Below are 17,427 nucleotides of genomic sequence, written 5' to 3' on the forward strand. Positions count from 1 at the left end.
CAAACCTTGTCGGACCAACGGATTCTGCTGATCGTCGGGGGCGGGATCGCCGCCTATAAGGCCCTGGAGCTGACCCGCCTGCTGCGCAAGGCTGGGATCGGGGTGCGGCCGATCCTCACCGAGGCGGGCGCCGAATTCGTCACCCCGCTGTCCCTCGCCGCCCTGGCCGAGGACAAGGTCTATTCGCAGCTCTTCTCGCTCACCGACGAGGCGGAGATGGGCCATATCGAGCTGTCGCGCTCGGCCGACCTCGTAGTGGTGGCGCCGGCCACCGCCGACCTGATGGCCAAGGCGGCGCACGGCCTGGCCGGAGACCTGGCCTCGACCACCCTGCTGGCCACCGACAAGCCCGTCCTGATGGCCCCGGCCATGAACGTGCGGATGTGGGAGCACGCCGCCACCCGCCGCAACCTCGCGACCCTGAAGGCCGACGGGGTGCTGTTCGTGGGGCCTGACGAAGGGGCCATGGCCTGTGGCGAGTTCGGCTTCGGCCGCATGGCCGAGCCCGCCGCCATCTTCGAGGCGATCCTGGAGGCCCTGCGCGGCCCGGCGGCCCGGCCCTTGGCCGGCAAGCGCGCCATCGTCACGGCCGGCCCCACCGCCGAGCCGTTGGATCCCGTGCGCCTGCTGACCAACCGCTCCAGCGGCAAGCAGGGTTTCGCCATCGCCAAGGCCCTGGCCGATCTTGGCGCCGAGGTGACCTTGGTGGCCGGCCCCGTGTCGGTCCCGACCCCGGCCGGCGTCAAGCGGGTCGACGTGGAGACCGCGCGCCAGATGCTGGCGGCCTGCGAGGCGGCCCTGCCGGCCGACATCGCCGTCTGCGTCGCAGCGGTTGCCGACTGGCGCCCCGCCGACGCGGCCGGGACCAAGCTGAAGAAGGACGGGGGCGGCCCGCCCTCCATCGCCCTGGTGGAGAACCCCGACATCCTGGCCACCCTCTCGACTTCCGCTCGGCGGCCCAAGCTGGTGGTGGGGTTCGCCGCCGAGACCCACGACGTTGAGACCTACGCCAAGGCCAAGCTGGCCCGGAAAGGCTGCGACTGGATCGTGGCCAATGACGTCAGTGTCGAAGGCGTCATGGGCGGCGATGACAACACGGTGTCTATCGTCACGGCGGGGGGAATCGAGCGATGGGAGCGGACCGCGAAGTCGCAGGTGGCGCAGAAGCTCGCCGCCCGCATGGCCCAGGAGCTCTCGTGACGCCGACCGTCCCCGTCAAACGCCTGCCGCACAATCCCGACCTGCCGCTGCCCGCCTATGAGACCGCCGACGCCGCGGGCATGGACCTGCGCGCCGCCGTGCCCGAGGACGCCCCCGTGGTGCTGGCGCCCGGCGCGCGGTTCCCGATCCCGACGGGCCTCGCCTTCGCCATTCCGTCCGGCTTCGAGGGCCAGGTGCGGCCGCGCTCGGGCCTGGCGCTGAAGTCCGGCGTCACCTGTCTGAATTCGCCCGGCACCGTCGACGCCGACTATCGCGGCGAGGTGAAGGTCATCCTGATCAACCACAGCGCCGAGGACTTCACGGTTCGTCGCGGCGACCGCATCGCCCAGATGATCATCGCCCCCGTGACCCAGGCGACCCTGGCCGAGGTCGCCGACCTGGATGACACCGCCCGCGGCGCCGGCGGCTTCGGCTCGACCGGCGGACGCTAAGCATGGAGCTGATCCTCGTCCGCCACGGCCTGCCGGTGCGCAGCGACGGCCACGCCGACCCCGAGCTGTCGGAGGAGGGCCACGACCAGGCCCGGCGGGTGGCGCGCTGGCTGGCTGACGACGGCGTCGACGCCGCCTGGTCCAGCCCCATGCGGCGCGCGATCCAGACCGCCGAGCCCTTCGCCGCCCATGGCGGCCACGAACTGCGCCTGCACGACGGCGTCGCCGAGTTCGACCGCGACTCCCAAGCCTATGTGCCCATGGAGGTGCTGAAGCGCGAAGACTATGCGGCCTGGAAGGCCCTGGCCGAGGGCGGCCACGGCGTCGACGTGCCGGCCTTCCAGGACCAGGTGGTCGGTGCGCTGGAGGAGGTCATCGCCACCCATCCCGGCGGGCGAGTGGCGGTCTTCTGCCATGGCGGGGTGATCAATGTCTGGACGGCCCATGTGCTGAAGATGGAGCCGCGGCTGTTCTTCGAGCCGGGCTACACCAGCATCCACCGCTATATGTGCGCCCGCGGCGGCCAGCGGAACGTGGTCAGTCTGAACGAGCGCGCTCATCTTCGCGAGGTCATCGGCGCCTAGCCGGCGGGCGTGGACGGCCCTGAGGCGTCGCGGCTCAGGAGATCGGCCCTGAAGCGCCTTCCCGCTAGCTGAGGCCCAGCACGTCCTGCATGTCGTATTTGCCGGGCGAGCGGCTCGCGACCCAGCGGGCGGCCTCCACCGCGCCGCGGGCGAACAAGCCCCGGTCGCGGGCCGAGTGGCTGAGGGTCAGGATCTCATCGTCGGCTGCGAAGGTCACCGAATGCTCGCCGATGATGTCGCCGCCGCGCATCACCGAGAAGCCGATATCGCCTGGGGTTCGGGGACCTGTATTGCCCTCGCGCGCGCGCGTTGAGGCCAGGGCCAGATCCACGCCGCGGCCCTTGGCGGCGGCCTCGCCCAGCATCAGGGCGGTGCCGGAGGGCGCGTCGACCTTGCGCCGATGGTGGGCCTCGAAGATCTCGATGTCGTAGGCGTCGGGGCCGAGCGCCCGGGCGGCCTGGGCCACCAGGCCCAGCAGCATGTTGACCCCCAGCGAGAAGTTCCCCGCCTGGACGATGGCGACCTTCTCGGCCGCCTTGCCGATGGCCGCGAGGTCCTGGTCGGAAAGTCCGGTGGAGCCGATCACCAGGGTCGGCCCCCCCCGCGCCGCGCAGGCCTGGGCCAGGGCCACGGAGGCGGCGGGGGTCGTGAAGTCGATGACCACGTCGGCGCCGTCCAGCGCCGCGGCCTGGTCCACCAGGCCCTCGCCGCTCGCGCCCGGACGGTCGAACCGCCCCGACAGCATAACGTCCTCGCGGCCGGCGATCACGGCGGCGACCGCCTGGCCCATGCGGCCGAGGGCGCCGGCGACGGCGATCTTGATCGGGGCGGTCAGGGGGCACTCTCCGGCGGACGCGAACGTGAGGAGCGCTACTCTCCCGTCCCTGGGCGCTGGGTCAAGCTTACGCGCGTCCTCTCGCCCATGTGGTTCTGGAAAGCGCCAGGCGACGCCCGGAAGGCCACCCGGCCCTCCGGACGAGGCTTGAGGCCCCTAGGCCGCCTGGAAGAGGGTGAACTCCTCCTTCAGCGCGCGAGCCACGGCCGGACGGGCGCTGACCCGGTCGCGATAGGCGGCGATGGCCGGCCACTTGGCCAGGTCTATGCCCACGAACTGGGCCCAGTTCAGCACCGCCATCAGATAGGCGTCGGCCACGCTGAACCGGTCGATCAGGTACTCGCGCCCTTCCAGGTGACTGTTCAGATAGTCGAACCGCTCGTCCGCGCCCTCGCGGGCGAAGGCCTTGGCGCCGTCGTTGGACCTGGACGAGAGCAGGGGATTGAACACCAGCTTGTGCAGCTCGGTGCCTACGAAGCTCAGCCACTGCTGCAGGCGGTAGCGCTCGGGCGATCCGGCGGCGGGGGCGAGCCCGGCGTCGGGGAAGGCGTCGGCCAGGTATTGCAGGACCGCGGCGTTCTCGGTGATCACCTCGCCGTCGTCGGTGCGAACGGCGGGCACCAGACCCTTGGCGTTGATCGTCCGATAGTCGACGCCGCCGCCCTTGATGGTCTTGGTCTTGGAGTCGACCTGGTTCAGGGAGACCTTGCCTTCGGCCCCAGCCTCATAGACGGCGATCCGGGTGGAGAGCGAACAGGCGAGCGGGGAGAAATAGACGTCCATGGGGAAACCTCCGTCGTTGATTTCCATACCGTTCCGCATAAAATAGACCGTCGTCAAGGATTTACTGCGAAGTGGTACAAAAAGAACCATCGGGATCGGCCAAGCCGCGGGGGCGGCCGCGAGGCTACGACCCGGCGACGGCCCTGCGCCAGGCGCGCGACGCCTTTTGGCGCAACGGGTTCTCGGCCACCTCGCTTGACGACCTGTCGGCGGCCACCGGCCTCAACCGTCCCAGCCTCTACGGGGCCTTCGGGGACAAGAAGGCGCTCTACATGGCGACCCTGCAGCGTTCGCGGACGGAGATGCTGGCGGGGCTGGAGCTGGGGTTGTCGGCGCCCGGCCCCCTGCGCGAGGTGCTGCTGGCCATCTATGCGGGCGCCTCGGCCATCTACCGCTCGGGCAGCGAGGCCCAGCGCGGCTGCTTCCTGATCGGCACGGCGGTGACCGAGAGCGTCGCCGATCCGGAGGTCCGCAAACTTCTGGATCAGGTGTTCGGCGAGCTGGACGCGGCCTTCGCCGCCCGCCTGGCCGCCAGCCCCGACGAACTGCCGCCGGGTGCCGATCCCCAGGCCCTGGCCAGCATCGCCACGGCGATCCTGCACACCCTGGCGGTCCGCGCGCGCACCGGCGCCGACGAGGCGTCTTTGAGGGCGATCTACGAGGCCGGCGTCGGCTTGATCTGCGCGCGGCCCTAAATCGGTCAAGCTTGGCGCCAAGCTGGCGATATCCACTGGAGGGCACCGCCCCATGAAGACCCTGTTGGCCGCCGCCGTCATGGCCCTGGCGCTCGCGCCGCCGGTGCTCGCCCAGCCCGCGCCGATCGATCCGCGCGCCCGGACCGAGGCCATCGCCGCGGCCATCCAGCAAGAGTATTTCGACGAGACCAAGGGCCGACGGATCGCCGATGAGCTCCGGGCCGAGGCCGCGAAAGGCGCCTATGACGGCCTGAAGGACCCCCGCGACTTCGCCGGCGCGCTCACCGAGCGGCTCAAGCCCCAGGACGGCCATTTCCAGGTGAGCTGGTCGCCCTCGCAGGCCGGCGCGCCGGACCGTCCCGCCTTCGACCCCGCCAAGGCCGCAGCGGCGGCGCGGCGGATCAATTACGGCTTCCGTGCCGTCCAGGTCCTGCCCGGCAATATCGGCTATATCGACCTGCGCCAGTTCGCCCATTTCGAGGGCGACGGCCCGGCGCGAGCCGCGGCGGACGCGGCGATGGCGCTAATCGCGGGGACCGACGCGGTGATCGTCGACCTGCGCTTCAACGGCGGCGGCTCGCCTGCCATGGTCGGATACCTGGCGAGCTGGTTCGTCCCGCCGGGCGCCGATATCTACAATACCTTCAAGAGTCGCGGCCCCGACACCTACGAGCGGCCGACCGCCGAGATCCGCGGCGCGCGGCGCCTGGAGGTTCCGCTCTATATCCTCGTGAGCGGTCGCACCGGCTCGGCGGCGGAGAGCTTCGCCTACACCCTTCAGGCCGCCAGGCGCGCGACCATCGTGGGCGATCACTCTGCGGGCGGCGCCAATCCCGGCGGCGTCAATCCCATTGGCGACGGGTTGCAGGTGTTTGTCTCCAGCGGCTCGCCGGTCAATCCGATAACGGGAGCGAACTGGGAAGGAACCGGAGTCGTCCCCGACGTTGAGGCCTCGCCGGATCAGGCCCTGGTTCGCGCCCAGATCCTGGCCCTGCGCCGCATCGCCCAGGCGCCCCTGGCCGAGCCCGCCGCCACCGAGGTCCGCTGGATCCTCGAGGCCTTGGACAAGCCGCGGCCCACCGGTCCGACCGTCCTGGCGCGCTACGCCGGCGACTATGGCCCCTACGCCGTGACCCTGGCGGGCGACCGGCTGGTCTTGCGCCAGGGCCGCCGGCCTCCGACCGCGCTCGACCCGCTGGCTGAGCCTGGATTGTTCGCCGTCGACGGCGCTCCCACCTGGCGGATCCGCTTCGAGACGCCGGGCGCCGGTCCCGCATCCGCCCTGGTCTCGATGGGCTCCGACGGCTCGGCCGCACGCCAGCCGCGGACGCTTCCGGGACAGCCTTGAGAAAGGACGGCGAAGCTTTCCGTGGGGTGGTTGTGGCGCGGGGCCGCGCTCTATAGGTTGGCGGCCTCCAAATCCAAGCCTGCCCGAAGGAACCGCCGCGCCTATGAGCGACGCTGAAAAACGCACCTTCACCGACGAAGAAGCGCTGCACTTCCACAAATACCCGACGCCCGGAAAGATCGCGATCGCCGCGACCAAGCCCATGGCGACGCAGCGCGACCTCTCCCTGGCCTATTCTCCGGGGGTCGCGGTGCCGGTGCTGAAGATCGCCGAGGATCCGGAGGCGGCCTACGACTACACCTCCAAGGGCAACCTGGTGGCGGTGATCTCCAACGGCACGGCGATCCTGGGCCTGGGCAATCTCGGCGCCCTGGCGTCCAAGCCGGTGATGGAGGGCAAGGGCGTGCTCTTCAAGCGCTTCGCCGACGTCGACGCCATCGACATCGAGGTCTCGGCCACCGATCCCGACGAGATCATCACGGTGGTCAAGAACATCGGCATCACCTTCGGCGGCATCAACCTCGAGGACATCAAGAGCCCCGAGTGCTTCCGCATCGAGACCGAGCTGCAGGAGCTGCTCGACATCCCGGTGTTCCATGACGACCAGCACGGCACGGCGATCATCTCCGCCGCCGGCCTGATCAACGCCTGCCACATCACCGGCCGCGATCTGAAGGACGTGAAGGTGGTGCTGAACGGCCCGGGGGCGGCGGGCATCGCCACCCTGGAGCTGATCAAGGCCATGGGCCTGACGCCCAGCAACGTGATCGCGGTGGACTCCAAGGGCGTGCTCTGGCGCGGTCGCACCAACGACATGAACCAGTACAAGAGCGCGCATGCGGTCGACACCGACAAGCGCACCCTGGCCGAGGCCCTGGAAGGCGCCGACGTGTTCATCGGCCTGTCGGTGAAGGGCGCCCTGACCGCCGAGCTGGTGAAGAAGATGGCGCCCAAGCCGATCATTTTCGCCATGGCCAATCCCGATCCGGAGATCACCCCGGAAGAGGTTTATTCGGTCCGCCCCGACGCCATTGTCGCCACCGGCCGGTCGGACTACCCCAACCAGGTCAACAACGTCCTGGGCTTCCCCTATATCTTCCGCGGTTCGCTGGACGTGCGGGCGCGGCGGGTGAACATGGAGATGAAGATCGCCTGCGCCAATGCGCTCGCGATGCTGGCCCGCGAGGACGTACCCGACGAGGTGGCCGCCGCCTATCACGGCATGCAGCTGAAGTTCGGCCCGCAATACATCATACCGAGCCCGTTCGATCCTCGGCTGATCTGGTACATTCCGCCCTTCGTCGCCCAGGCGGCGATGGACACAGGCGTGGCGCGCAAGCCGATCCCGGACATGGACGCCTACCGCGCCTCCCTGGCCCAGCGGCTCGATCCCACGGCGGCCTTCCTCCAGAAGCTGCAGGGCGCGGTGCTGAAGGCCCCGAAAAAGCGCGTGGTCTTCGCGGAGGGCGAGGAGCCCAGCGTGATCCGCGCCGCCTACGCCTTCGAGGCCGCGGGCCTCGGCCACGCCATCCTGGTGGGCCGCGAGGAGCTGGTGCGCGAGAACATGCTCGCCGCAGGCCTGGACCCGGCCGAGTCCAAGCTCGAGGTGGTCAACGCCCGGCTCTCGGATCGAAATCCCGACTTCGTGGATTTCCTCTATGCGCGGCTGCAGCGCCAGGGCTACCTGAAGCGCGACGTCCAGCGGCTGATCAACCAGGACCGCAACTCCTTCGCCGCCTCCATGGTGGCGCTGGGCGAGGCCGACGGCATGGTCACCGGGGTCACCCGCTCCTACGATCAGGTGCTGGAAGAGGTGCTGCGGGTCATCGACCCGGCTCCCGACGGCCGGATCATGGGCATGAGCGTGGTGCTGTCGAAGGGCCACACCCTCTTCATCGCCGACACCAATGTCACCGAGATGCCCGAGGCCGAGGAACTGGTGGAGATCGCCTGCGAGGCGGCCCGGGCGGTGAAGATCCTGGGCTACACGCCCCGCGTGGCCTTCATGTCCTATTCGACCTTCGGCAATCCCATGGGCCTGCGCTCCGAGAAGGTGCGCGACGCCGTCGCCATGCTGGACGAGATGGAGATCGAGTTCGAGTACGAGGGCGAGATGCCTCCGAAGGTGGCGCTCAATCCCGAGAAGCGCGGCAACTATCCGTTCATGCGGCTGTCGGGCCCGGCCAATGTGCTGATCATGCCGGCCATCCATTCGGCGGCCATCTCGACTCAGCTGGTCGAAGCCCTTGGGGGCGGCACGGTGATCGGACCGATCCTGCTGGGCCTTTCCAAGTCGGTGCAGATCGCCCCGCTGTCGGCCAGCGTCTCGCGGATCCTCCAGGCCGCGACGCTGGCGGCCTATGAGCAAGACATCGTCGAGGCCCAGAGCTGATGTCCGTGCGCACGCACAAGACCTAACGGCTGGTCCGCTCTGAGGGGTGCGGGCGATCCGTCGTCCTCACCCCTTCGAACAGGAGCGCGACCCATGACCGGTCTCAGCATCGGCATCGATTTCGGCACGACGAATACGGTCGTCGCGCTCGCAGGCGCCGACGGACCGGCCCATCTGGTCAGGTTCCCCGCGCCAGAACAGGAGGTCTTCGCCTTCCGTTCGGCGCTCTCCTTCCACGCCCCGCCCGAGCATCCGTCCGACCGCACGGTCGAGGCCGGGCCCTGGGCCATCGAGGCCTATGTGGAGGACCCGCTGGAGACGCGGTTCATCCAGTCCTTCAAGAGCTTCGCGGCCTCGGAGAGCTTCACCGAGACCCAGATCATCGGCCGTCGCTACCAGTTCGAGGACCTATTGTCGGCCTTCCTGCTGAAGTTGCGCGACCATGCGGGCTCGGAGCTTGCCGAGTTGCCCAGGCGAGTGATTGTCGGCCGGCCGGTGATCTTCGCCGGCGGAGCGCCGAAGGAGGAACTGGCCCTTCAGCGCTACGAGATCGCCTTCCAGCGCCTCGGCTTCGACGAGATCCTCTACGCCTACGAGCCGGTGGGCGCGGCCTTCTTCTTCGCGCGCGAGCTGACCGAGGACGCCACCGTCCTGGTGGGCGACTTCGGCGGCGGCACCAGCGACTTCTCGATCATCCGCTTCTCCCGGGCCAATGGCGAGATCGTCTCCACCCCCCTGGGACGCTCCGGCGTGGGCGTGGCCGGGGACGCCTTCGACTATCGGATCATTGACAATGTGGTGTCACCCGAACTGGGTAAGGGCTCGTCCTACACCTCGTTCGGCAAGGTCCTGCCGATCCCCAACCGCTACTATTCGACCTTTGCCCGCTGGGACCAGCTGGCCCTGATGCGAGCCAGCCGCGAGATGCGCGAAATCCGCAAACTGGTCCGCGAGGCCGTCGAGCCGGAGAAGATCGCCCGCCTGGTCGAGACCCTCGACGAGAACTATGGCTACCTGCTCTACCGCTCCGTCTCGCGGCTGAAGGAGGCGCTGTCGACGCAAGAGCGGGCCGAGTTCGCCTTCGAGGCCGGGACCATCGCCATACGCCGCCCGGTGGCGCGCGCCGAGTTCGAGGGCTGGATCGCGCCCGAGCTCGCCCTGATCGAAACCGCCGTCGACGAGGCCCTGGCCGACGCGGGACTCACGGCGCAGGGCGTCGACCGGGTGTTCCTCACCGGCGGCTCGTCCCTGGTGCCGGCGGTGCGCGACATCTTCCACCGCCGCTTCCCGGCGGAGAAGATCGAGACCGGCAGCGAGCTGGAGTCCATCGCCTCCGGCCTGGCCCTGATGGGCCGGGAACGCGACCTCACCAAGTGGGCGCGGCGGGCGTAGCGTCTTCTTTTCCCTCCCCCTTATGGGGAGGGCAGACCGCGTAGCGGTCGAGGGTGGGGCTTTCCGAAGCTTCGACGCAGATTGCCGGACTTCCCCACCCTGGCGGCTGCGCCGCCGTCCCTCCCCATAAAGGGGAGGGAAACGGCTACTTCGCTTTCTTGAGATCCACCCGATCGAAGTCGATGTCCGACGCCGGGACCACCTCCAGGTTCGGCTTGCGCGTCTTGAGCCCTTCCAGGAACGCCTTGGCGTCGCCGGCGACGATGACGCTGGCCGCGGCAGGGTCGAGATTGGTCTTGGCGAAGGCCTGGACCTCGGCGGGGGTCACCGCCTCGACCTTGCCGGTATAGGCGCCGATCTCGGCCAGGGGCAGGTCGTAGAGGGCGAGGTTGCCCAGGATGTCGGCCAGGCCGCCGGTGGTGGCCAGCTCGCGGCCGAAGCCGCCCACCAGCACCGACTTACGGGCCTTCAGCTCCTCCGGGCCGGCCGGGGTGTCGGCCAGGCGCTTCAGCTCGGCGATGATCAGGTCCAGCACCTCGGGCGCCGACTCGTTCTTGGTCTGGGCCGCGGCGCGGAACAGGCCGGTGGTCCGCTGGGCCGACAGCCGTGAATTGGCGCCATAGGAGAGGCCGCGCTTGATGCGGATCTCCTGGTTCAGCCGCGCGGAATAGCCGCCGCCCAGCACCGAGTTGGCGACGATGGCGGGATAGTAGTCGGGCGCGGCGCGGGAGATGGCCGCCTTGGTCACGGTGACCGCCGCCTGGCCGGTTCCGGGCAGGTCGATGGCCACGGCGCGCGGCGGCGCCTTGGGGGTGACCCCGACCCGGGCCGGCGGCGGACCGGCGGGCGCCGTCCAATCGCCGAACGCCTTTTCGGCGAGCGCGAAGCCCTGGGCCGGGGTGATGTCGCCGGTCAGGACCAGGATGGCGTTGTCGGGCCGGAAGCTCGCGGCGTGCAGCTTGGCGAGGTCGGCGGTGGTCAGCCGGGTCAACGAGGCCGGGGTGCCCGTGGCCACATGGCCGAAGGCGGTGCCCGAGAACACCACCTGCGAGGCCGCGAAGCCCGCGAGCTGGCCCGGCTGCTGGTAGGCCACCGACAGACCGTCCAGGGCCTGGCTGCGCTGGCGTTCCAGCTCCTCGTCCTTGAAGGCCGGGTTGCGCGCAACGTCGGCCATGATGGCCAGGGCCGCGGGCAGCTTCTCGGGCATGACATTGAGGGTGACAGACGAGCTCTCCTGTCCGCCGCCGGCTTCCAGGGACGCGCCCAGGGCTTCGGTCTGGCTGGCGATCTCCTGCGCGCCTCTGGTCTTGGTGCCCTCGGTCAGCATGCCGGCGGTCATGCCCATGGCGCCGGCCAGGCCGTCGGGATCGGCCCAGGCTCCGGTCCTGAAGGTGAGGTCCGCGGTGACTAGGGGCAGGTCGGAAGACTTGGCGACGATCACCCTCAGGCCGTTGGCCAGGGTCTTTTCCGACGGCTGGGGCAAGACCGGGCTGACCGGGGTCCCCAGAGGCGGCGGCGCCGCGCGCTGGCCTTCGGGGGCGAGGGTGACGATCTCGCCGGCATATTTCACCGAAGCGACCACCGGGGGCTTGGGCGTGGAGTCGGCCTGGCCCGCGGGGCGGTCAGTCTCGGCCCGGTAGCGGATGGTCATCCGGCCGTTGTCGGTCAGGTATTTCCGCGCCACCCGCTGGACGTCGGCGGCGGTGACCGCCTGCAGCTCGGCGAGTTCGCGGTTGGCCAGGGCGGCGTCGCCGGCGGTGCGCAGGGCGTAGCCGAGGGCGAAGGCGCGGCCGTCGATGGTCTCGCGGGCCCGCAGCTTGCCGGTGACCAGCTCGTTCTTGGCTTCGGCGAGTTCGGCCGCCGTCGGCGGGGCGTCGCGCAGCTTGGCGACCTGCGCCAGCAGGGCCTTCTCGCCCTCGGGGATGGTCTTGCCGCCCGCGAGGATGGCGCCGACCATCACCATGCCGGGCTGCTCTGGCAGGGAGGCGTCGGAGAAGACGTCGGCCGCCACCTGCTGCTCATAGACCAGGCTGTCATAGAGTCGCGAGGACTTGCCCGAGGACAGGATGGCGTCGAGCACGGTGAGCGCCGCGGCGTCCGGGCTGGAGGCGGCCGGGGCGTGCCAGGTCATGGCCACCGCCGGCAGCGGCACATTGGGGCCGTAGCCCTCGAACACCCCGGCCTGGGCGCGCGGCGGCTCGACGGCGCTCACCCGCTTGATCGGGGCGGCGGGGCGCTTCAGTGGTCCGAAATACTTGTCGACCCAGGCGTTGAGCTCAGCCTCGTCGAAATTGCCGATGACGATCAGGGCGGCGTTGTCGGGCCGGTAATAGGCGGCGTGGAAGGCGCGGACATCGTCGATGGTGGCGGCGTCCAGCTCCTCGATGGAGCCGATGCCCGGTCGCTTATAGGGGTGGGTCGTGTAGCTGGCCTGGGGCAGGTAGAGGTACATCAGCCGGCCGTAGGGCTGGGATAGCACCGACTGGCGCAGCTCCTCCTTCACCACATCACGTTCGGACTTGAACACCGCCTCGTCGACCACCAGCGCCCCCAGCCGCTGGGCCTCGACCCACAGCAGGCGTTCCAGATGGTTGGCGGGGACGACCTCGTAATAGTTGGTGAAGTCGTCATAGGTGGACGCGTTGTTGAACCCGCCCACATCCTCGGTCATGCGGTCGATGGTCTCCGACGGCATGTCGCGCGTGGCCTTGAACATCATGTGTTCGAACAGGTGCGCGAAGCCCGAGCGGCCAACGGGATCGTCCTTGGACCCCACCCCGTACCAGACCTGCACCGTCACATTGGGCGTGGCCTTGTCGACCGAGGAATAGACCTTCAGCCCGTTGGCCAGGGTCCGTTCCTTGTAGACGATCGGCGGGACCGTATCGGCGGCGACGGCGGGCGCCGCCAGCGCCAGGGTCACGGTCAGGGCGAAGGCGCGGACGGCGGTGCGGAACATGGACGCTTCCCAATGGCGAGAGGCCGCGACCCTAGCACCGGCGCGGCCCGTGGAAAGCTTACGGGATTGTCATCTACGCAGCGACGCCGAGCCCAGCGCAAAGGTGGCGGAAATCTGCGGGAGACAGGGAGGGCCGCGCCGCGGCTTCCATCAGGCCAGCGAACGCCTCAGCCGGGGCGGTGGCGCGAATGGCGCCCAGCAGGGCGATGCGCTCCGGCCGGGTCGCCGCCGGCAAGACGATGCGGCCGTGGGCGACCAGATCGGCCGGCGTGGTCGCGCTCATGATTCTGTCCTCGATCTCCATGAGTTCACGGTCGGTGAACAGACCCTGCAGGATCGGCAGGAAGAGCTGCTCCTCCTCGGCCATGTGAGCGAAGTCCTCCGCGACGAAGAGAGAGAAGCGCAGATAGAGGGCCTTCAGCAGGTCCGCGCGCTCGGCGCGCGCCGACAGCTCCACCCGTACGATCAGGGTCTCGATATCCTCGAACGCCTGGCGATGATGCGCGTGGGCCTGGGCGAGCCGCCCCGTCGAGCCCGGCGCGCGAGCCTCCAGCGCCGGGTGAACCTCGGCGTCCTCGTTGTCGAGATGGTGGGCGGAGATCGCGCACTGGGCGCGGAGGTCGGCAAGCAGCTCGCCCAGTTCGGGGTCGTCACCGTCGGCGGCGCCGAGGCGGACCAGGATCCGTGACAGGGCCAGCCGGATCCCCTTGTGAATTGGGCCGTAGAAGTCGTGGGTCGCGGGCGGCTTGGCTTGGATGAAAGACATGAGGGTTCTCCTCCCGTCGCGAAACGCGACGGGCTTGGGTGGGGTCGGCGTGCGGGGACGTCAGGCCGCCTGAGAACGCAGGGCCGAGAGGAAGCCGTTGAAACCGGCATAGGTCGCGTCCCAGGCGGGCAGCGCCTTCATGTTGGCGATCCAGCGGCGGATGTTGGGATAGGGCCCCAGGTCGTAGGCGACGGCTTCGCCCAGCGTGACGAAGGCCGATCCCAGATAGTCGGCCAGGCTGATCTGGTCGCCGCAGACGAAGGCGCGGTCGCCGATCATGTCGCGATCGAGCACCTGCAGCCAGCGCGGCGCGTGCGCCTGGCCGAACGCGATCATCTCCTGGGCCAGGACTTCGCTCACGCCGTGGGGCAGGCCGAAATTGGGGTAGAGGGTGAAGATGCAGAAGTACTGGTGAAGGTTGGTCGCGAACCAATCCATCGCCTCGTCGACCTTGGCGCGCGCCTTGAGGTCGGCGGGATAGGCCGGCGATCCGACCGTCTGGGCCAGGTAGCGCAGGATGGCCGTACATTCGCCCAGCCGGAAGTCGCCGTCGATCAGATAGGGCACGACCCCACTGGGATTGACGGCCAGATAGGGCGCCTCGCGGGTTTGGCGGGTCATAAGGTCGACGTGCGCCCGTTCAAGGACGATGCCGGACTCCGCGGCGAACAGCATGACGGGGCGTGCGCTGGTGGAGATGGGATCGCAGTAGAGTTTCATTCCGGATCTGCTTTTCGGATATCGGTGGGCGGCGGCTTCTTGGTTTGGGAATAGGTTTGCCGCCGACGATCATCAATCAGCACTCTTGCAGGGGGGTTCTGCGCAAATGCAGAGTGGCCGAATGTTCGACTGGAATGACCTGAGAGCGTTTCTGGCCGTGGCGCGCGGCGGCTCGACCTTGGCGGCCGCCAAGGTCCTGGGAATCAACCAGACGACCGTCGCCCGCCGCATCGAGGCGCTGGAGGCGAACCTCGGGCTAAAGCTGTTCGAGCGCACTCAATCCGGCAGCCGCCTCACGGAGGCCGGCCAGACTCTGGTCGCCGACGCCGACGGCGTGGAACGGGCGGCCGAGGGTTTCGCCCACCAGGCGCAGGCCCTGCAGCGGGGCATGGCCGGCTCCCTGCGCGTGACCGTCAATGAGATCCTCGGCAACGCGTTCCTGACTCCGGCCCTGATGGAGTTCCGCAGGCTCTATCCCGAGATCCGGATCGACACTCTGGTGACCGACGCCTTCCTCGACTTGGACAAGGGGGAGGCCGATGTGGCGATCCGCGGCACGGCGGCGCCGTTGGCCGACTCAGACCTGATCTCGCGGAAACTCTCCGATGTCGATTGGGCGGTCTATTGCAGCCGCGACTATGCGATCCGCCACGGTATCCCGACGCGCCCGGAGGACCTCGGCCGCCATGTCTTGATCGGCGGAGAGGGCAGCCTGGCGATGATGCCGGTCATGCAGTGGATACAGGCCCAGGCGCCGGACGCCGAGGTGCACACCCGCTCGAGCAGCCTGACCAACCTGATGGTCGCCAGCCGCGCGGGTCTGGGGATCGCGCCGCTGCCCGTCATGGCCGCCGACCAGGAGCCGGAGCTTTGCCGCTGCATGGAGATCGCCGGCATGGCCTCGGCGGTCTACGTCATGGTCCGAGCCGACATGAAGGACGTCCGCCGGGTGCGCGTCTTCATCGATTTCTTGGCGCCCCATTTCGCGGCTCTTCGCCGGACCTACGAGGCGCGGGGCGAGGCGGTTCAGGCGGCGAACCTGCGGTATGTCGCCGAGGCTCGGGCCGCCCTCGCCGAAGAGGCCTGATCGCCGCGATCAGCCCGCGAGCCTGACCAGCATCTTGCCGGAATTCCGGCCTTCCATCAGCCCGATCAGGGCGCTGGGCGCATTGGCGATGCCGTCCAGGATGGTCTCCTGGTACTTGATCTTGCCGTCCTTCAGCCAGCCGGCCATGTCGCGCTGGAAGTCACCGTAGAGGTGCATAAAGTCGGTGCCGACAAAGCCGCGCAGCATGACCCGCGAATAGATGATGTTCGACAGGTTCGAGACGTTGGAGTGGCCGGAATTGTAGCCGGAGATGAAGCCGCAGACCGGGATGCGGCCGAGCGTGTTCATCCGGCGCAGGGCGGCCTCCAGGTGGTCGCCGCCGACATTGTCGAAATAGACGTCGATGCCCTTGGGCGTGGCGTCTTCCAGCGCCTGGCGGATCGGGGTCTCCTTGTAGTTGATGACCGCGTCCAGCCCGACCTCGTCCTTCAGCCAGGCGGCCTTGTCCGCCGCGCCGGTGGAGCCCACCACGTAGCAGCCCTTGATCTTGGCGATCTGGGCGGCGACCGAGCCCACCGCGCCGGCGGCGGTGGAGACGAAAACCTGCTCGCCCTCCTTGAGTTGGCCGATGTGCAACAGGCCGCCATAGGCGGTGAAGCCGGTCATGCCGAGCGCATGCATGTGGACGGTCAGCGACAGGTCAGGATCGGCGGCGAGCTTGGTCAGGCCCTTGCCATCGGAGACAAAGAACTCGCGGAAGCCCAGGCGGTTGGAGACCAGGTCGCCGACCGCGAAGTCGGGATGCTTGGATTGCACCACCTTGCCCAGGGCTCCACCCATCATGGCCACGTTGAGGTCCTGGCCGGCGGTCAGCCGTGGGCGCATGGCCGGGTCGACCGACATGTAGAGGTTTTCCACCAGCACCTGGCCGTCGGCGGCGTCCGGCACGGTCGTTTCGACCAGGACGAAGTCGTCCTGGGCGGGCAGGCCCTTCGGACGGGCGACAAGGTGGATTTCGCGGCTCTTGGGCATAATGGCCTCCCTTGGGATTCTTATGGCGCGGCCCGGAAATGCGGATGGGCCTGGACGCAGTTGTCGCAAGGTCACCCAGGTTCCGCCAGCGAATTTAAACGCGCGTTCGAATTAATCCGCGCCGGGCAGGACGTCGCCCCAGTCCAGCCGGCGGGCGATGGCGTAGGCCTGTTTGTCGCGGCGGGGGACGAAGCGGGGTTCGACGGTCCCCGCGGGCGTGCAGAGCTTGAACGTGATCCCGGGCTTGGCGGTGTTGGGCGGGGCGAGGATGCGGGGCTCGCGGCGGGCGACCCCGGCGCGGGCGGCGACCAGGTAGATGAACTTCTCGTCCTCGAAAGGGACCTCGCCGCCCTTGGCCAGGCGGTGGTCGCGGGAGCGCGGCAGGCGCTGGACGAAATGGCACCAGTCGGGCGCGACCAGAGGGCAGGGGGCGTGGTGCGGGCAGGGCGCGAGGATGGTCGCTCCCGCCGCGATCAACCCGTCGCGGGCGGCCAGGATGCGGGCGTGGCCGGCGGGCGTGCCGGGCTCGATCAGCACCAGCATGCCCAGGGAGGACGCCCACAGCGCCGCTATGGTCTCGGCCTGGCGAGCCGGCGCGATCTCGGCGAGCGCATAGCTGGCGACCACCAGGTCGGTGGCGGGCCAGTCCTGGGGCGCGGTGAGGTCGCCTCGCAGGCGCAGGGCGTCGCGCAGGGCGGCGGGCCCCTCGGCGGCCAGGGTTTGCGCCATCTCCAGGAAGGCGCGGTTGGAGTCCAGCAGGGTCGCCGCCCCGATGGCGGGCCAGGTCTCCAGCGCCGCCCAGCTTGCGCCGCCGGGTCCCGCTCCGGCGTCGAGCAGGGTCCTGGGCCGGAAGTCCGGCGCGATCCGCGCGGCCTCCGCCAGCACATGGGCCCCGGCGGCATAGGTGGCGGGCAGCCGGGTCAGGACATAGGCCGTGGCGTCGGCCGTCGAGCTCACCACCCCGGCGGAGGTCTGGCCGGCCCGATACTGGGCCGAGATCCGGGCGGATTGCTCGGCCAGGCCCTTGCGCGACACGCCCTCCAGCAGCCGGTCGGCGGCCTGGCGCAGGGCGGGCGGCAGGTCCGGGGTCACGCCTCTCGGTTCTTGACCAGGTCGTCGACCACGGCGGGGTCGGCCAGGGTTGAGGTGTCGCCCAGGTTGGCGAGGTCGTTCTCGGCGATCTTGCGCAGGATGCGGCGCATGATCTTGCCCGAGCGGGTC

General features: G+C 69.4%; 16 protein-coding genes. 8 read left to right on the top strand and 8 right to left on the bottom strand.

Going from position 1 to position 17,427, the window contains the following annotated elements; translation table 11 throughout:
- Window positions 1-6 precede the first annotated feature (6 nt).
- From coaBC to V6M51_RS00130, 3 genes are read left to right on the top strand one after another with little or no spacing between them, the layout of a single operon-like run.
- Window positions 7-1,200 carry a bifunctional phosphopantothenoylcysteine decarboxylase/phosphopantothenate--cysteine ligase CoaBC gene (coaBC, locus tag V6M51_RS00120; protein ID WP_332763579.1) on the top strand — a complete coding sequence of 398 codons (1,194 nt, stop codon included), beginning with the start codon at window positions 7-9 and terminating at the stop codon, window positions 1,198-1,200.
- The gene (gene dut / locus V6M51_RS00125; RefSeq protein ID WP_332763581.1) at window positions 1,197-1,652 is read left to right on the top strand and encodes a dUTP diphosphatase; all 456 of its coding nucleotides are present in this window, start codon (window positions 1,197-1,199) and stop codon (window positions 1,650-1,652) included. The genes coaBC and dut overlap by 4 nt, the downstream gene beginning before the upstream one ends.
- Before the next feature lie 2 nt (window positions 1,653-1,654).
- Window positions 1,655-2,236 (top strand): histidine phosphatase family protein, encoded by a 582-nt coding sequence (locus V6M51_RS00130; protein WP_332763583.1) that lies wholly within the window; start codon window positions 1,655-1,657, stop codon window positions 2,234-2,236.
- A gap of 64 nt (window positions 2,237-2,300) precedes the next feature.
- On the opposite strand, the gene dapB is transcribed toward V6M51_RS00130, so the two are convergent.
- Together dapB and V6M51_RS00140 are read right to left on the bottom strand one after the other, a co-directional pair.
- Window positions 2,301-3,071 carry a 4-hydroxy-tetrahydrodipicolinate reductase gene (gene dapB / locus V6M51_RS00135; RefSeq protein ID WP_332763604.1) on the bottom strand — a complete coding sequence of 257 codons (771 nt, stop codon included), beginning with the start codon at window positions 3,069-3,071 and terminating at the stop codon, window positions 2,301-2,303.
- 156 nt (window positions 3,072-3,227) lie between these two features.
- Window positions 3,228-3,854 carry a glutathione binding-like protein gene (locus V6M51_RS00140; RefSeq protein WP_332763585.1) on the bottom strand — a complete coding sequence of 209 codons (627 nt, stop codon included), beginning with the start codon at window positions 3,852-3,854 and terminating at the stop codon, window positions 3,228-3,230.
- A 71-nt stretch (window positions 3,855-3,925) separates the two neighbouring features.
- On the opposite strand from V6M51_RS00140, the gene V6M51_RS00145 reads away from it, so the two are divergent.
- The 4 genes from V6M51_RS00145 to V6M51_RS00160 all read left to right on the top strand — a co-directional run bounded on the left by V6M51_RS00145 (window position 3,926) and on the right by V6M51_RS00160 (window position 9,681).
- Entirely contained in the window at window positions 3,926-4,549 is a 624-nt protein-coding gene (locus V6M51_RS00145; protein ID WP_332763587.1) for a TetR/AcrR family transcriptional regulator, read from the top strand.
- A 52-nt stretch (window positions 4,550-4,601) separates the two neighbouring features.
- Window positions 4,602-5,897: a S41 family peptidase gene (locus tag V6M51_RS00150; protein ID WP_332763589.1), complete on the top strand. Its 1,296-nt coding sequence runs from the start codon at window positions 4,602-4,604 to the stop codon at window positions 5,895-5,897.
- Window positions 5,898-6,000: 103 nt separating this feature from the next.
- The gene (locus tag V6M51_RS00155) at window positions 6,001-8,289 is read left to right on the top strand and encodes an NADP-dependent malic enzyme (RefSeq protein ID WP_332763590.1); all 2,289 of its coding nucleotides are present in this window, start codon (window positions 6,001-6,003) and stop codon (window positions 8,287-8,289) included.
- A gap of 93 nt (window positions 8,290-8,382) precedes the next feature.
- Window positions 8,383-9,681 (top strand): Hsp70 family protein, encoded by a 1,299-nt coding sequence (locus V6M51_RS00160; RefSeq protein ID WP_332763591.1) that lies wholly within the window; start codon window positions 8,383-8,385, stop codon window positions 9,679-9,681.
- A gap of 145 nt (window positions 9,682-9,826) precedes the next feature.
- Here the strand turns inward: V6M51_RS00160 and V6M51_RS00165 are convergent, their stop codons facing one another.
- The 3 genes from V6M51_RS00165 to V6M51_RS00175 form a co-directional block, all read right to left on the bottom strand.
- Window positions 9,827-12,640: a M16 family metallopeptidase gene (locus V6M51_RS00165; protein WP_332763593.1), complete on the bottom strand. Its 2,814-nt coding sequence runs from the start codon at window positions 12,638-12,640 to the stop codon at window positions 9,827-9,829.
- Between the two features lie 73 nt (window positions 12,641-12,713).
- Window positions 12,714-13,406 (bottom strand): hemerythrin domain-containing protein, encoded by a 693-nt coding sequence (locus tag V6M51_RS00170; protein ID WP_332763594.1) that lies wholly within the window; start codon window positions 13,404-13,406, stop codon window positions 12,714-12,716.
- A gap of 60 nt (window positions 13,407-13,466) precedes the next feature.
- Window positions 13,467-14,126, bottom strand: a complete 660-nt coding sequence (locus V6M51_RS00175; protein ID WP_332763596.1) for a glutathione S-transferase family protein — start codon at window positions 14,124-14,126, stop codon at window positions 13,467-13,469.
- Between the two features lie 121 nt (window positions 14,127-14,247).
- Here V6M51_RS00175 and V6M51_RS00180 point away from each other — a divergent pair, with 121 nt between their 5' ends.
- On the top strand, window positions 14,248-15,213 hold the full coding sequence (locus V6M51_RS00180; protein ID WP_332763598.1) for a LysR family transcriptional regulator: 966 nt from the start codon (window positions 14,248-14,250) through the stop codon (window positions 15,211-15,213).
- A gap of 9 nt (window positions 15,214-15,222) precedes the next feature.
- On the opposite strand, the gene V6M51_RS00185 is transcribed toward V6M51_RS00180, so the two are convergent.
- From V6M51_RS00185 to V6M51_RS00195, 3 genes are all read right to left on the bottom strand, one after another.
- Window positions 15,223-16,206: an NADP-dependent oxidoreductase gene (locus V6M51_RS00185; protein WP_332763600.1), complete on the bottom strand. Its 984-nt coding sequence runs from the start codon at window positions 16,204-16,206 to the stop codon at window positions 15,223-15,225.
- A 111-nt stretch (window positions 16,207-16,317) separates the two neighbouring features.
- Window positions 16,318-17,298, bottom strand: coding sequence for a small ribosomal subunit Rsm22 family protein (locus V6M51_RS00190; protein WP_332763602.1), 981 nt, complete (start codon window positions 17,296-17,298; stop codon window positions 16,318-16,320).
- The coding region (locus tag V6M51_RS00195) for a hypothetical protein (RefSeq protein ID WP_332763606.1) at window positions 17,295-17,427 on the bottom strand (133 nt) is incomplete at its 5' end. The genes V6M51_RS00190 and V6M51_RS00195, both read right to left, overlap by 4 nt.

This window comes from Phenylobacterium sp., from assembly GCF_036677185.1.
GTDB lineage: Bacteria > Pseudomonadota > Alphaproteobacteria > Caulobacterales > Caulobacteraceae > Phenylobacterium.